8 protein-coding genes are annotated in these 15,929 nt (G+C 35.6%); all 8 read right to left on the bottom strand.

What is annotated here, in order from left to right; genetic code table 11:
- Nucleotides 1-79 precede the first annotated feature (79 nt).
- Nucleotides 80-2,323, bottom strand: a complete 2,244-nt coding sequence (locus OIU83_RS08690; protein WP_264205860.1) for a glycoside hydrolase family 3 C-terminal domain-containing protein — start codon at nt 2,321-2,323, stop codon at nt 80-82.
- 42 nt (nt 2,324-2,365) lie between these two features.
- Nucleotides 2,366-3,961 (bottom strand): GH39 family glycosyl hydrolase, encoded by a 1,596-nt coding sequence (locus tag OIU83_RS08685; RefSeq protein ID WP_264205859.1) that lies wholly within the window; start codon nt 3,959-3,961, stop codon nt 2,366-2,368.
- 10 nt (nt 3,962-3,971) lie between these two features.
- Nucleotides 3,972-6,128, bottom strand: coding sequence for a glycoside hydrolase family 3 C-terminal domain-containing protein (locus tag OIU83_RS08680; RefSeq protein WP_264205858.1), 2,157 nt, complete (start codon nt 6,126-6,128; stop codon nt 3,972-3,974).
- Nucleotides 6,129-6,195: 67 nt separating this feature from the next.
- Entirely contained in the window at nt 6,196-8,199 is a 2,004-nt protein-coding gene (locus OIU83_RS08675; RefSeq protein WP_264205857.1) for a glycoside hydrolase family 97 protein, read from the bottom strand.
- A gap of 216 nt (nt 8,200-8,415) precedes the next feature.
- Nucleotides 8,416-10,815, bottom strand: a complete 2,400-nt coding sequence (locus OIU83_RS08670; RefSeq protein ID WP_264205856.1) for a glycoside hydrolase family 31 protein — start codon at nt 10,813-10,815, stop codon at nt 8,416-8,418.
- Between the two features lie 81 nt (nt 10,816-10,896).
- Nucleotides 10,897-13,386, bottom strand: a complete 2,490-nt coding sequence (locus OIU83_RS08665; RefSeq protein WP_264205855.1) for a glycoside hydrolase family 2 TIM barrel-domain containing protein — start codon at nt 13,384-13,386, stop codon at nt 10,897-10,899.
- 81 nt (nt 13,387-13,467) lie between these two features.
- Nucleotides 13,468-14,334, bottom strand: a complete 867-nt coding sequence (locus OIU83_RS08660; protein ID WP_264205854.1) for a hypothetical protein — start codon at nt 14,332-14,334, stop codon at nt 13,468-13,470.
- 17 nt (nt 14,335-14,351) lie between these two features.
- Nucleotides 14,352-15,926 (bottom strand): RagB/SusD family nutrient uptake outer membrane protein, encoded by a 1,575-nt coding sequence (locus tag OIU83_RS08655; RefSeq protein WP_264205853.1) that lies wholly within the window; start codon nt 15,924-15,926, stop codon nt 14,352-14,354.
- Nucleotides 15,927-15,929: the final 3 nt, after the last annotated feature.

The raw sequence follows: 15,929 nt of genomic DNA, 5'->3' as shown, positions 1-15,929 counted from the left end.
TAAAAAATTAATCATTATAGCTACTGTCTTTCAGATAGCTTCAATTTTTATTCAACTCATTATAAAACACAACAACTTTTTATTTAATCGTTACAGAGATTTCTTTTTTGATATCTCTTGAAGAATTTCCTAATTTCAAAGTGTATTTTCCTGGCTCTACAGTCCATTTTTTTGTAGCAACATCATAGTAAGCTAATTCTTTTACCGGAAGCTGGATTGTTACTGTATTTGAACTTCCTGCTTTCACTAACACCTTTTTGAATCCTTTTAGCTCTTTGGCTGCACGGGTTACTTTTGAATCTGTTTTTGAAGTATATAACTGAACGACTTCTTTACCATCTACTTTTCCAGTGTTTTTCACATCCACAGTAACCGTAATTGTTTCTGTAGGTTCGTAAGAAGTCTTATCGGTTTTGGCATTATCTAAATCAAAAGTGGTGTATGATAATCCGAATCCGAAAGGATATAAAGGCGCAATATTTTTAGTATCAAACCAGCGGTACCCTACCAAAATTCCTTCGGCATAGTTTACCGTTTTTCCTCCAGGGAAACTTTTTGTTGCATGCGCTGGAGAATCCATGATGTTTTTAGGCATTGTCCAAGGTAATTTTCCTGATGGATTTATTTTCCCCAGCAATACATCTGCCAAAGCATTTCCTCCTTCGGAACCATTAAACCAACTCCATACCAAAGCCGAAGTTTTTTTGCTTACTGCATCAATATCAAAAGGTGCTCCGGCAATCATAACTACAATTGTTCTTGGATTAACGGCTAATACTTTTTGAATCAATTCTTCTTGTCCAAATGGTAATTTTAATGTTCTACGATCTGAAGCTTCTGTTTCATAATCACGGTTAGAACCTGCAAAAATGATGGCTACATCCGAGTTTTTAGCTGCTTCTATTGCTTCTTGCAATTTAGCAGAATCTAATTGGTCGATCGTTACAGGACCATTTGATGTTATGTTTCCTAAGTTTCCTTTATTTTTTTCATCGTAGCGTTCCAGATAACCTTCGGCATAATTAATTTTGATTGATTTTGGCAATCTATTTTTCAAACCTTCAAGTGGCGTAACTTCTCTTTTTGTTTTAACTCCTGCTCCAAATCCACCTAATGCATTTTTCTTGGTCGCATTATTTCCAATTACGGCAATAGATTTCACTCCATCTAGTTTTAATGGTAATGCATTATTATCGTTCTTTAATAAAACTATTGCTTCTGTAGCAATTTTATAAGCATCTTGGTAATGTGCTTCGGTTGCGATGCTTCCTTTCACACGGTCTTTACTTTGACTTCCCATTGCTTTTACCTGAAATAAGGTACGCAATATTCTTTTTACATGGATATCAATTTCTGTTTCCGAGATTTCTTTATTCTTTGCTGCAGCAATTAGTTTATCGGCAAGGAAAAATTCATTGAATGGTTTTGGTGTTCCCATTTCGATATCCAATCCATTTTTTAAAGATTTTACTGTAGAATGTACCGCAGCCCAATCGGAAACAACAACGCCTTTAAATCCCCATTCATCACGTAAAATTTTATTAAGCATATAATCATTCTCACATAAATATTCGCCTCTAAATTTATTGTAAGCTCCCATAACACTATAAGCATGAGCGTCTTTTATTGAGGCTTCAAAAGCTGGCAAATAAATTTCACGAAGTGTACGTTCGTCAATTTGTACATCGACAAAATCACGATTGGTTTCCTGGTTGTTTGCCGCATAATGTTTTACACAAGCCATAACATCGTTATCCTGCAAACCAACAATTAATGGCACTGCAATTTTTTTATTCAAAAACGGATCTTCAGACATATATTCATATGTTCTTCCTCCAAGTGGAGTTCTCACAATATTGATTGCTGGTGAAAGTAACATGTCTTTGTCTCTGGCGCGTAATTCCTGCCCTACACTATTACCAAATGTATATGCCATATCAGCGTTCCAAGTTGCTGCCAGACCTCCACCTGCTGGATAATACGTTGCAAAATCATTGGTTAAACCTGCCGGTGCCCAATTATCGCGAGAGATTTCTTCACGAACGCCCAATGGTCCATCGGCCATTTTTAATTCTGGAATACCCAAGCGTTTTACTCCGCCAGAAGTAAACATACTATTACCATGTAACATTCCTATTTTTTCCTCAAGTGTCATTTGAGCAACCAACTTGTCAATTTCGGCATCAAATTCTGAACCTATTTCTTTTCCTTTATACTCTTCTGTTTTAGCCGAATCGGTGCCTGAACTTTGAGCATCTTTTTTACAAGAAGTAAACGTTACCAACGCAAATGCTATTGATAGGTATATCATTTTGTTTTTCATATATAGATAGTTTTTGGTTTTGGTTTATTTATTTTTAGAATATTATTGTTTTAAAAAATTGAATAAGAGCACTTCATTCTCATTAATTTTAAAATCTTTACTAAAAGTTCCTTTTGAACTAATTGTTATTTTTTCTGTTGCAATTGGAGCTCCGTTATCTTTTTGTTTGATTATATTTACTTGTTCACGTGTTAGCTGAGTTGGTTTACCCATAGCTAAGTAATCGGCGTAAGCATCATTTGTTTTATACCCTACTTTATAAATCTCCAAATTATAATTGCCTTTCGCCAATCCATCAACCTCAACTTTTACATTTTCTTTTGGTTTGGATGGTAAATCTTGTATATAATAGGTTTGGTTATTAACTGAATCTCCGGGATGTGTATTTGTAAAATCCCATAATAACAATTGAACATCTCCCTTTGCATTTTTGGTAGCCCATGAAGAAGTATCTTTATTTTGAAGTTCCGTTTCTCCTAATTTGTTCAAAAATGAATACGTGAAATAAGCCGGTTTTTTAATTCCCTGCGTATTCAACAATCCAAATCCACCGTGAAAAGGAGTAAATCTCGGACCTGCTTCTTCGAAGATGTCAGTAAAAACCCAATATGACATCGAATTTGCTGCATTCCCAACTTGTTTTAGTTTCTGAAGAATATAGGCAGCCGAATGATAACTATCATGAATAGGGTCTGATGGAGTATAGGAAGAACTCCATTCGGTATAATGTAATTCGAGATTTGGCATAGTCGAATTGGAGATTTGCTTACGCGAATTTATAACGTCTCCACTAACACTCGAATCTTCTTTATTTAGAACTGTTCCCGAAGTTCCAAATTCATCTAAATATCCTTGTTTTACTCCATAAGTATGTGTTGAAATAAAATCTAATGGAACATTGTTTTTACTGCAAAACTCAATTGTTTCCGGTACCCAAGCCGCGCCAGCAGTTGCGGGACCTCCGACTTTATATGCAGGATTTATCGTTTTTATTCCGCGTGCTGCGTACTCATACAATTTAAAATATTCTTCCTGAGTTCCAGTCCAGAAACCAGGCGATAAATTAGGCTCATTCCAAACTTCAAAATACCAGGTTTTTACTTCTTCGACTCCGTAACGTTCTGTGAAGTGTTGCGTTAAATTACGAATTAAATCTTCCCATTTTTTATAATCTTTCGGAGGTGTTACATTCCCTTTCCACCAAAAAATAGTTTGATTTCCACTTGCCAATGCTGATGGCATAAATCCTAATTCTACAAAAGGCTTCATCTTGATGCTCAAAATAAAGTCATACAAAGCATCTATATATTGATAATTGTATTCTGGATTTCCTTTGCTGTCTTCTGTATAAACTGCCATATCATCTGATAACAATCCATGCATTCGAATGTATTTAAAATCACATTCTTTTTTTGTCATTGCCAACTGTTGTTGCCAGTCTGCTCGTAGTCCTTCATTTGCTCTGCCTGCTCCAACACATTCTTTGAACATATTGCTTAATGCCCCTGCAGTCTTATTATAATCTACTTTTATGATTCTTTCTTTTGAAGAAGATTTTACAGCATTACTATTTTGTCCAAACAAATTAATATTAATTAGAGAAAATAAAATACACAGTATTATTAAAGTTCTTTTCATCGTTATTACGCTACTTTACTGTTATTTTTTTAGTTAAAAGGATTGTATCCGAAGCACTTCCTATTTGAATTTCGATCGTATTATTTTCTAATTCAAATTGTTGTTTTGCTGTATTCCAATACTCTAAATCTTTGGCTTTTAAAATCAATGAAACATTCTTAGTTTCTCCCGCTTTAAAGAAAACTCTCTGAAATGCTTTCAACTCTTTTTCCGGACGTTCTACTTTCGATTGTAATTGTTTTACATAAAGTTGAATCACTTCGTCTCCATCTCTACTTCCTGTATTTGTAACCGAAACGGTAACTTTTACCTCGCCATTTTTAGCAATAATTTCCGAATTGGTTTCTATCGAATTGTATTTGAAAGTTGTATAACTTAATCCGTGACCAAAAGCATATAGTGGTTTTCCTTTAAAGTACATATAGGTTCTGCCATTTCGGATATTGTAATCCAAGAAATCGGGTAAATCTGTAATGTCTTTTACCCAGGTTTGGGTTAATCTTCCCGCTGGATTATAATCTCCAAATAAAACATCGGCTAAACCGTTTCCTAATTCCTGACTGTTTTGTGTAAGATGTACAATCGCAGGAACGTGTTCTTGTGTCCAATTTATAGCATATGGAAAGCTGCTAATTAAACCAACTACTGTTTTGGGATTTGCCTGAAAAGCAATTTTAATCAAATCTTCTTGTTCCAAAGTCAAAGACTGGCGATCAACCGCTTCTTTTCCTTCACTCGGCACAGGACAATCTGCCCAACCCGCATTACACACTGGATGATTGCCCACGAGAACAATTACTACATCGGATTTCTTGGCTATTTCGGCTGCTTTACCATCGGTATTATTCTTTGCATATAAAACAGTAACATTAGATCCTACTTTATTTTTTATAGCCTGCAAAGGTGTTACCACATAAGGTGGTGTCCCACTATACCAATCCAGAAGTACCTCATCGGCACGAGGGCCAATAACTGCAATTGTTTTTAATTTGTCTTTTTGCAAAGGCAATAATTTCAAATCATTTTTAAGCAATACAATAGATTTTTGAGTTGCCTCTAAAGCTAGTTTTTTATGCGCATCGGATTTCCAGGGATCGATTGTATCTTTTCCTTTACCGATATTTGCATACGGATTTCCATCTGGAGTATCCAGCATTCCAAGTTGGATCATGACTCTATAATCTCCTTTTAAAACAGCATCAATATCTTTTTCTTTTAAATAACTATGAGAAATAGCACCATAAACAGCCTCTGAATATTCATCTAAAAACTGATTAATTCCCGCTTTGATAGTTGCTGCCGCTGCAATAAACTTATCCGAGTAATATTTATGATCTGAAAGTAATAGTCTAAAAGCACCTCCATCGGTACAGATGATTCCGTTTTGTCCCCATTCTTTCTGGGTAATATTTTTAAGCATCGGATGTACCATTGCCGGAACTCCATTTACTTTATTATAAGCTGCCATATAAGCGCGGGAGCCTCCATCTACAACTCCCATATAAAATGGTAAAGCATAATATTCGCGCCAAAGTCTTTCATCAAAATCTGAGGAAGTATAGGTTCTTCCGTCTTCATTACTATTCGCCAAAAAATGTTTCATTAACGAAGCCGTTTGCCAATATTTTGGATTATCTCCCTGAAGTCCTTTTACAAAAGCAACGGTCAATGTTCCATTAAAAAAAGCATCTTCTCCATAACTTTCTTCGGTACGTCCCCAACGTGGATCTCTGGCGATATCGGCATTTGGAGCACGAACGACTAATCCGCCACGATGGTATTTCTGGAAAGCATAACGTGTTTCATATCCTTCTACATGCGCTACTTTTTGAATTAAATCAACATCCCACGTTTCCCCCAATCCATACGCCTGAGGAAAAGTTGTAGTTGGTAATGGTTCTTTTCCTTTACCGCCCCAACCTCCAGGACCGCCTAATGCCAAACCGTGTAATCCTTCGACATGTCCTGTTCCCACAACGCCTAATCTGGGTATTGATGGATTGGTACTTAACGCAACAATTTTTTCATCGAGTGTCATCACCGATAATAAATTATCGATGCGCTTCTCAACATCCAAATTTGGATTCTGAAAAGGATATTGCTTTTGCTGAGACAACACCAAATTAACTGATAGAAGAAAAATGATATGTAGAATGTGATTTTTCATATTTTGAAATTATAAAAATAATCCGCAAAGACGCACTGCTATGCGTCTCTACAGAATATTTAATTAATTATAATTTTTTAAATCTAATCGCTGTTCCTCCTGCGCCGCCTAAATGTAATTTTAATGTATCCGAAGCTTTTACCGTTTTCTTAGAAATCGCTACTGCCGATGGATTATGTGTTTCATCTGTTCCTTCTGCATCTGCATAAATCTGTGCTTCGTAAGTTGCTTTTGGATCTAAGAATGATAAGGAAACATTTATATCTCTTGCATTTTCATTTGTAATACTTCCTAAATACCAATCGGCACTATTTAAGTCTTTACGAACTGTTGTGATATATTGTCCTATTTCTCCATTCAGGACTTTAGTATCTTCCCAATCTGTAGGAACATCTTTTAAGAATTGTAAAGCTGGTTTTCCTTCGTAATTTTCAGGAAGATCTGCCATCATCTGGATTGGAGCATAAATTGTTACGTACAATGCTAGTTGTTGTGCCGTTGTGCCGTGTACTCTTTTGCCTGGATAACCTTGTTTAACTTCTACATCAAAGATTCCCGGTGTAAAATCCATTGGTCCCGAAAGTAATCTTGTGAACGGAATAATAGTTAAATGATTTGGTGGATTTCCTTCACTCCAAGCATTGTATTCTTGTCCTCTTGCTGCTTCTCTGGAAATCATATTTGGAAAAGTACGACGTTCTCCTGTGTCTTTTATTGACTCATGATATAATACTGCCAGATCATATTGGGCGGCTTTTTCTAATACATATCTAAAATAATTCACTCCAAATTGCCCAAAATGCCATTCTTTCATATTTAATTTAGAACCTACATGTCCAATTTTTACTGTATGGATTCCTAATTTCTTGTATAAAGCAAAAGCATCATCAATTTCTTTTAAGTAATTAATCAGGTTGGAGCCTGTTTCGTGATAACCAATAAGCTCTACGTCTTTTTTCTTTCCGTATTCGACTACTTTTTCTAAGTCAAAGTTGTCTGCACTTTTTGTAAAGCTAAACATGTGCATATGGTTTTCATACCATTGTGGTGTCCAGCCTTTATTCCAGCCTTCGATTAATAAATGGTGGAATCCTTCTTTGGCTGTAAAATCAATATACTCTTTGGCATGTTTGGTTGTTGCGCCTTGTTTATCACTTTCCCAAAATGTATATTTTCCGATATGCATTCCCCACCAAATTCCGAAATATTTATATGGTTTAAAATAACTTGTATTGGCTAATTTATTTGGTTCGTTAAGGTTTAAAATCAAATAGGAAGTAATTAAATCTGTTGGTTTCTCGGCTATTTGTAATGTTCTCCACGAAGAGGTAAAGGTGTCTTTTACACGTACTTTTACACCATCTGCCCAAGGCACAAGATCCGATTTAAGTTGCGTACCCCTAGTATTTACTAAGGTCATACTTGCAAAATTTGACAAGTTTGCCTCATGAAAACTCAATGCCAATCCGCTTTTACTTTCGATAGTAAGTGGTGTAAGCACAGTATCCTGTTTGCTTACCAATGCATCTTGAAAAAGATATTCATCACGGTTTTCTCTATTAGCAGGGATCCACCATGCTTTTCCATCATCTTTTAGGTTAAAAGTTGTTTTTTCATCCATAATGAAAATACTGTCTTTTGTTCCTTGTTCTGGGTACACATAACGAAAAGCAACTCCATCATCGAAAGCTCGGAATTGAATTTCCAGTTTACGTTTCTGTTTGTCCTTTTGCTGCAGCTTAACTACTAATTGATTGTAGTGGTTTCTGATTTTCTTTTTTTCTCCCCAAACCTGTTCCCAAGTCTCATCAAAAGAAGTATTCTCCGTCTTTATGATTTCGAAATTCTTGCTAAAATCCTCTTTATTTTTTAGCAAAAATCCCATATCCGATGGTGTAATAACTTCTGTTTTTCCGTGAGAAACAGCATATTTTGGAGCATTTTTTACAAGCTCGAATTTTATTTTATTCTGCCCATTTGGCGAAGCCAATTCGTATGCGTTTTTATTTTTTTGACTGTATGCAATCGTAATCGAAAGTAATACTGCGGGAAGGACTAGGTGTTTTTTCATGGCATTTTATTTCTTTATTCTGATTTAAATAAATCGGGTTTGGCAAATATTGCTTCCACCCGATTTCAAAACTCAACAAAAACTTATTTTTTATCCCTTAGGATTATTTTTTTATCCACAGATTTAAAGTATTTCTTTTTCCTATGTGTTTTTTTCACGGATTCAACAGATTTTTAATTCTCACTTTTTAATTATTTAAATCTGTGACTCACTTTTTTATTTTACCCACTCGGTTTTAAAAGTGGTTTTTCCGTTTAATGTATTTGTTGTTACGTTAAAATTGTTTCCGTTTTTAGTAACTTTTATTTCTTGAACAGCATCGCCATCTGGTAAAAACACTTTGGCTGTAGCCGAAGTTATTTTGTCGCTGGCATAGACTTTTAATGTTAATTTACTCCAATCCATATCTTTGGTAGATTGTGCTAAACCTATATGAGGCAATGCAGTTCCGTCTTTTACCAATATGATAATCGGAACCTCTCCTGCTTCAATTTTATGCCATCCACCTTGATATACTTTACGTGTTTGGTAATCGATCCAAGTTCCTTCCGGAAGATAAACGTCTCTACCTGTAACCTCTTCAAATAATGGAGCAACAAGCATACTTGAACCAAATAAATACTCATTATCAACCAACCATGCTCCCGGATCATTTGGATATTCTACAAATAAAGCACGCATCATTGGTAATCCTTTTTGTGAACTTTCTTTGGCCTGAGCATAGATATATGGCATCAATTCGTAACGCATATTATCGGCTTTTCTAAATCCTTCCAGGAAATCTTTGCTGTATAACCAAGGCTCGCGTGGAGGTTCTCCATGACTTCTTACATGCGAAGTAAGCATCCCAAATGGTGTCCATCTTCTATATAAATTCTCCGGTGATTTGGTTGCAAATCCTCCTACGTCATGACTCCAAAAACTAAATCCGCTTAATCCTAATGAAAGTCCGCCTCTTAATTCTGCCGACATTGCTCCGTTGGTAGTTTCGGCATCGCCTCCCCAATGTAAAGGATAACGCTGACTTCCTGCCCAAGTGCTTCTTGCCCATATTAAGGTGTATCCTTTTTCTTTTTGGGTAATTTCGGCTACTGCTTTATTGTAACGAAGTGGATATAAATTATGCTCATAGAATCCTGTACGCCCTGAATGGTAGATTCCGTCTGGTGGTGCTGCTTCTCCAAAATCTACTTTGAAAACAGAAACTCCCTGATCGAATAATTTTTTTAATTTGGCCTGATACCATGTTACTGTTTCCGGATTTGAGAAATCCAAAACGGCATCTTCATAAGGAAGGTTTCCTTTGCGATCTCTAACCGCTAAATTCTTGTCCATTATTTCGTTGAACAAAGTGTTTTTAGGCGAGAAATAAGGCAATTGCCATAAACATACATGAAATCCATCGTCTTTAAGATCAGACATCATTTTTTTAGCATCTGGAAAACGATCTTTAGAGAACTCATAATTATTTCTCCAATCTACATCAAACCAACCAGTATCGAAGTGAATAACATCGGTTGGGATTTTATATTTACGTAAATCTTTGGCTACCTGACGTCCTTCTTTTTCTGAGAAATAGGTAATACGGCTCATCCAGAAACCAAATGACCAAAGTGGTGGCATTGCTGCTTTTCCCGTAAGGTTTGTATATTGATCAAGAATGTCTTTTGGCTCTCCGATAAAGAAGAATAAATCGGCTTCGTCATCGCCAATATACATTTCATTTGCACTAGCGTAATATTTTCCAAAGTCCACAGTAATAGGTGTTGAATGGTGCATAAAAACACCATAACCACGGCTACTCATATAAAATGGAACTGGTTTGTACATGGTTTCATTCTGAATACCGTTGGCATCATCTGTCCATAAAACTACTTTTTGTCCTCGTTTATTAAATTGTGTAAATGATTCTCCACAACCAAATATTTTTTCATCTGGTTCCAAGCTAAAAGCTGCTCCCATACTTCTTGAATAATCACTGTTTCTACGTACATATGAAAATGGAAGTGTTGGCGTATATGTATTTTGCAAATCCGAATCATGAAGCGTACTTGTTAATAGCTTTCCTTTTTCATCATAAATTTTTACGTGCCACGGTTTGGATAAAATCTCCACCGAACCATGTTTGCTAGTATATTTATGTCCTCCTTCTATTTTGGAATATTTCCATAATTCAGGGTGATTTGGTGCTACACCATCAACCAACATTAGCGACTCTTTCTCGGGATGAAATTGTGGTCCTGAAGTGGTTTTTATTCTAATAGTTCGGTCTGAAACAAACTGAATTTGAAACGGTAATTCTGGCGAAACTTCATACTCTGTAGTAGGAAATTCATTTGCAGGAACTACATCCGGTTTCATCATCATGTTGTTAAAAGCCTGACGTGTTTTATAATTATATCTAAGGTATTTTATCGTTCCTTTTCCTGTTACAGGATCAAAACCCTTTAGTTCATCGGCAAAATAAAACGTGTTCAGATAATTCTGAAAGTCTTTGCTTATATCTATTGGCGCATTAAGCACATCAGCGTTCTGGATTTGTGCCGACGCTTTTGGTATTACAAGAAACCCAAACATAAAGACCGAAAGCAACGCTGTTAATTGTGAGTTTTTCATTGATTTAATTTATTGTTGACTTTATTCGAAATGTTATCTAACCTGCAAGGTTGAAAAAAACCTTGCAGGAGTAGTAGCTCATTATTCTGCTGTAACTACAATTGTAGTTTGTTTTAGTCCATTTGCTTTAGCTGTTAATTCTAATCTTCCTGCTTTATCGCCAGACTGAACAACTACTAAACATTTTCCGTTAAGCGCTGTATGTTTTGAACCTTTATACGATTCATGACTTACCGGATCTCCGCTACAAACACCTACAATTTTTCCGTTTCCTTTTAGTGAGAAATTAATTTCGTTATTGGCATTTGGAACTAAAACATCATTAGCGTCTATAATATCTACTGTTACAAATGACAAATCATTTCCATCGGCTTTGATGGTACTTCTGTCTGCTGTAAGTTTTAAGTTTGATGCATTACCAGCAGTTTTAATTTCTTTCTCCAAAACTGTTTTTCCGTTTTTACGAGAAACTACCTTTAATGTTCCTGCTTGATAAGGAACACGCCACATAACGTGTAAATCCTCTCCTTTTTTACTTCGTGTTCCAAGTGATTTTCCGTTAAGGAAAAGTTCAACCTCATCGGCATTATTATAGTATGCCCAAACATCTACGTTTTGTCCTGCTTTCCAGTTCCAATGTGGGAAAATATGAAGAACGGTTTTGTCTGTCCATTCACTTTGGTACATATAATAAACATCTTTTGGGAAACCGGCTAAATCTACAATTCCGAAGTATGAACTAATCGATGGCCACTCATAAGGCGTTGGTTCTCCGATGTAATCGAAACCTGTCCAGATGTACATTCCAGAAAGAAAATCATATTTTTTAATTACTTTCCAGGTGGCTTCATGCGTAGAACCCCAAGGTGCCTGAACCTGATCGTATGCCGAAACAGTGTTACCCGGATTTCCTCCTGTAAATTTAAGATCCCATCTTACCGGCCATTTTTTAATACTATCCGAAACGGCATCATAATAGCCACGTGTCTCTAGTGCCGATGTTGTTTCTGTAGCAATGAAAGGAACTCCAGGGAAATTCTTTTGGTGATATTTATACGTTTGATGTGCATAATTATAACCAATAATATCTAAGACACCAGATTTTGCAATTTTATTAAATTGAACATTATTTTTCTCGAACTGTAACGTTACTTCGTCAATATTCATATTAACCGGCGGATTCATTGCCGCTGTAATCGGACGTGTTTTATCGTACTCTCGTGTAATAGCAGCCAATTCTTTTGCGATTGTCACACCATCTTCGTTCCATTGTTCTTGAATTTCATTACCAATACTCCATACAAAAATGCTTGGATGATTGCGATCACGTAATAATTGATCTATTAAATCTTTCTTGTGCCATTTATCCCAATCATTACTATAGTCATATTTGTTTTTGCTTTTTTTCCACATGTCAAATGCTTCATCCATTACAATGAAACCCATTTTATCGCAAAGGTCTAAAAGCTCCGGAGCAGGAGGATTGTGTGAAGTTCTAATGCCGTTTACACCCATTTCTTTCAGGATTTCCAACTGGCGTTCTATTGCTCTTGTATTTATTGCAGAGCCCAATGGACCTAAATCATGGTGCATACAAACTCCTTTGATCTTAACTTGTTTTCCGTTAAGAATAAAACCTTTATCTACATCGAATTTAAAATCTCTGATTCCGAAATTGGTTTTATACTCATCGATTATTTTATCATCTACAGCAATCTCTGTTACTGCTGTATATAATTCTGGTTTTTCGACTGTCCATAGAATTGGGGTCTCTACCTGAATATCTTGTTTTAATGTTTGATCGGCATTGGAACCAATCGTAATATTTTTGGTAACCGATGTTACTTTTTTATCGTCTTTATAAATTATAGTTGTAACCAAAGCATTTTTAGAAGCTCCATATTGATTTTTCAAAGTAGTTTCTACATGTACCAAAGCTGTTTGTGCAGTAACTTTAGGGGTTGTAATATAAGTCCCCCATTGTGCAACGTGCAATTTATCGGTGGTTTCAATCCATACATTTCTAAAAATTCCTGATCCTGAATACCAGCGTGAATTGGGTTGTTTTGAATTGTCAACCTTAACAATAATTTCATTGTTTTTATCTCCATAATTTAAGTATGAAGAGATTTCATATTGAAAACCAATATATCCATTTGGGCGTTTGCCTAAATAATGTCCGTTTATCCAAACTTCACTATTTCTATAAACACCATCAAATGTTATAGATGTCACTTTACTACTATCTACAGCAGCAACTTTAAATGTTTTTTTATACCATCCTAAGCCTCCAGTAAGAGCACCACCACCATATCCTGCAGGACTTTTCTCGTCGAATTTCCCTTCGATACTCCAATCATGAGGTACATTTAGGGTTCTCCATTTTGTATTTGTACCAATTGTATCTTTATCAACAATGCTGTCGTTTAAGTGAAAACTCCAATTTGAATTAAAAGAAACTTTTCTGTTACTAAAAATTTCATTCCCTTTATTACTACATGATACTAATGTTCCAATACTAATTACCATTAAGGCAATTAGAATACTGCTTGTATATTTCCTTTTATTCATACTGTAGAATTTTGTTTTAATAGAATTATAAACATACCGATAAGTGATTATATATCGCCTATCGGCAGTTTATTTATATACTTATGATTTGGGTACTAAATGATAAATCAAATAATCGTTATCTGCTCTAATAGCAATAAAACATAAGCTGTTATCTGTAAGTTCTACAATTTTTACATTGGTAAAAGAAAATGAATTACTAAAATAACTAGCCCCACTTGGATGAAGCATTTCTGTACCTCCATTAAAAGCTATTCTGTCATTTGTAGATCCATCTGTTAAACTAAAATTATACGTCCCTTTTTTGGTGGTTTTTTGTGTACTTCCTGCAACCGGAGAAGTTTGCGTTACCGAAACATTGTACCCTCCGTTAAGGTCAAAAGTAATTTCTCCCCAATCTTTATCTTCCAGACCTGCCCATGAAATTTCTGAAAACAATGGCCACCAACCTGGTCCACTTACGGCTCTGTTTACATATCCTGGAGTGTTTCCTATAAATTCTAAAGGCTGTAACATGTACAATACCCATGTTTTTCCTGCTTCTCCATTGGTTAACATATTCCATCTTGCATCATTAAAGAAAGTCTCATCATTTTGTTCAATATCAACAGTTATAGGAGCAGCTTCTACAGAACCTCCTCTGGCATAAGCAGTATAATAAACCATGTATTTTCCTGCGAAAGGGAGAACAATCTTATCATCATTTTTATTAGAGTGTCCTAGTTCATTTCCGTTTTCGTCAATATATTTCCAATATGGAATTACATCGGGATCCAGATTTTTTAAAATCACCTCGTTGCTGTTTAGCGCATTTTGCGTTACCGAAAACTTAAGAGTCGAAGGTGAAAGGGTTACCGCCGGTAAACTTTTACGATCATCAATTGGCTCACAAGAAAAAACTGAACCTAATGTTATTATTGCGATTAATATGGGAATTATACGTTTCATAATCATTTTTTTTAAGATTAGTTCCAACCTGGATTTTGTGATATTGCCCCGTTTGAAAGAAGTATTTGCGACTGTGGAAGAGGGAACCAACCTAATGTTTCTATTCTAAAAGTCACATTAAATTGCGGATCAGAATTGGTATTATCAATAGCCGCTTTTGCAACTGCAGTACCTTGTCTTATTAAATCAAAATAGCGACTTCCTTCCAAAGCCAATTCTAATCGTCTTTCGTTCATAATTACTGGTAATGTAACTGGTAAATTATGTGCAGTATCTTTAAAAGCACGTTCACGAACTTTGTTTAGACAAATCTGTGCAAATCCTGCATTACTATCCAAATTAAGCTCAGCTGCCATTAAGAGTACATCTGCAAAACGAATAACCGCATAATCTTCGTAGTTATCTATTTGGAAATCTCCAGCGCCTAATGTTGATCCGGCGGCTATTGTAATTCGGCAATATTTTTTCCAGGAATATCCTGTATATTGTCTTTGCTCTCTTGCTATTGGGTCAAAATTTAATCCTTCGCCAACATAATCTATAATTGTAGCATCTCTACGAGTATCTCCGTTTTCATAAGCATCGTATAGTTTTTTTGTAACTGGTGCTCCTCCCCATCCTGTTCCATATACTCCAATATCTCCTCCACGAGGTGCAATATTTACCTGAAAACGATTTCCTTCATGTAAATTCCAGTCTCCTTTACCTGAACCATTATAACGAACTGCCCAAACCATTTCGGTATTTCCTTCGCCAGCATAGTTTGCTAATGATGCTGCAAGCCATAAATGCGAAAAGTCCGCTATTAATCCATGTCCGCTATTATTTACTACATCATTAACATAGGTCACAGCCTGAGCTTTGGTAACAACACCTGCTAAATCTGGTTTTTTATAATAATCGGTGTAAAATAAAAATGCTTTCGCTAAATAAGACTCTGCTGCCCATTTTGTAATACGTCCGTAATTTACATTTGCTGGTTGGGAGTAATTATCATTATTAAGATTGTCCGAAGCAAATTTTAAATCACTTGCTATTAATGCATAAGTAATTTCCGGCTCTACTCTAGGCAAATTAAGTTCGGACGCAGTAAGTGTATGATCCAACGCAACTATATTTCCAAACATTCTTGCTAATTCAAAATGAAAATGTGCTCTTAAAAATTTTGCTTCAGCTTCATATCTTGTTTTCAATGAAGGATCACTTCCCCAATTTACTTTATCCAAATTTTCTAATAATATATTGGCTTTATAGATTCCTTTATAGCAATTTTTCCACACTGGGTTGTTCATCTCTAAGTCTATACCATAAGTAAAACGATCCCATCCTAATACAGTTTCCGGATCGGCAGTACCAAAACCTCCAAAACAATTGTCTGAAGCAATTTCTGAAGTCAATAAAAACCCTCCAAATCCATCTTCTTGTTGTAATGCATCATATACAGCTACCAATCCTTGAAATGCATCTTTTGGTGTTTTATAAAAATTCTCGGCTACCTTATCGGTATAAGGTGTGTTTTCGAGAAAATCATCCGAACAGGCACTTAGAACCAACAATGTTGAGACTGCGAATATTTTAATATATTTTTTCATTTT

Origin of the sequence: Flavobacterium shii (genome assembly GCF_025847235.1) — a bacterium.
In the GTDB taxonomy this organism is placed as follows: Bacteria; Bacteroidota; Bacteroidia; order Flavobacteriales; family Flavobacteriaceae; genus Flavobacterium; species Flavobacterium shii.
This window is presented reverse-complemented; position numbering and strand designations above follow the sequence as displayed.

Coding starts and splice junctions, on each gene's coding strand:
- OIU83_RS08655 (WP_264205853.1), bottom strand. CDS start 15,926: ATGAAAAAATATATTAAAATATTCGCAGTCTCAACATTGTTGGTTCTA.
- OIU83_RS08660 (WP_264205854.1), bottom strand. CDS start 14,334: ATGAAACGTATAATTCCCATATTAATCGCAATAATAACATTAGGTTCA.
- OIU83_RS08690 (WP_264205860.1), bottom strand. CDS start 2,323: ATGAAAAACAAAATGATATACCTATCAATAGCATTTGCGTTGGTAACG.
- OIU83_RS08665 (WP_264205855.1), bottom strand. CDS start 13,386: ATGAATAAAAGGAAATATACAAGCAGTATTCTAATTGCCTTAATGGTA.
- OIU83_RS08670 (WP_264205856.1), bottom strand. CDS start 10,815: ATGAAAAACTCACAATTAACAGCGTTGCTTTCGGTCTTTATGTTTGGG.
- OIU83_RS08685 (WP_264205859.1), bottom strand. CDS start 3,961: ATGAAAAGAACTTTAATAATACTGTGTATTTTATTTTCTCTAATTAAT.
- OIU83_RS08680 (WP_264205858.1), bottom strand. CDS start 6,128: ATGAAAAATCACATTCTACATATCATTTTTCTTCTATCAGTTAATTTG.
- OIU83_RS08675 (WP_264205857.1), bottom strand. CDS start 8,199: ATGAAAAAACACCTAGTCCTTCCCGCAGTATTACTTTCGATTACGATT.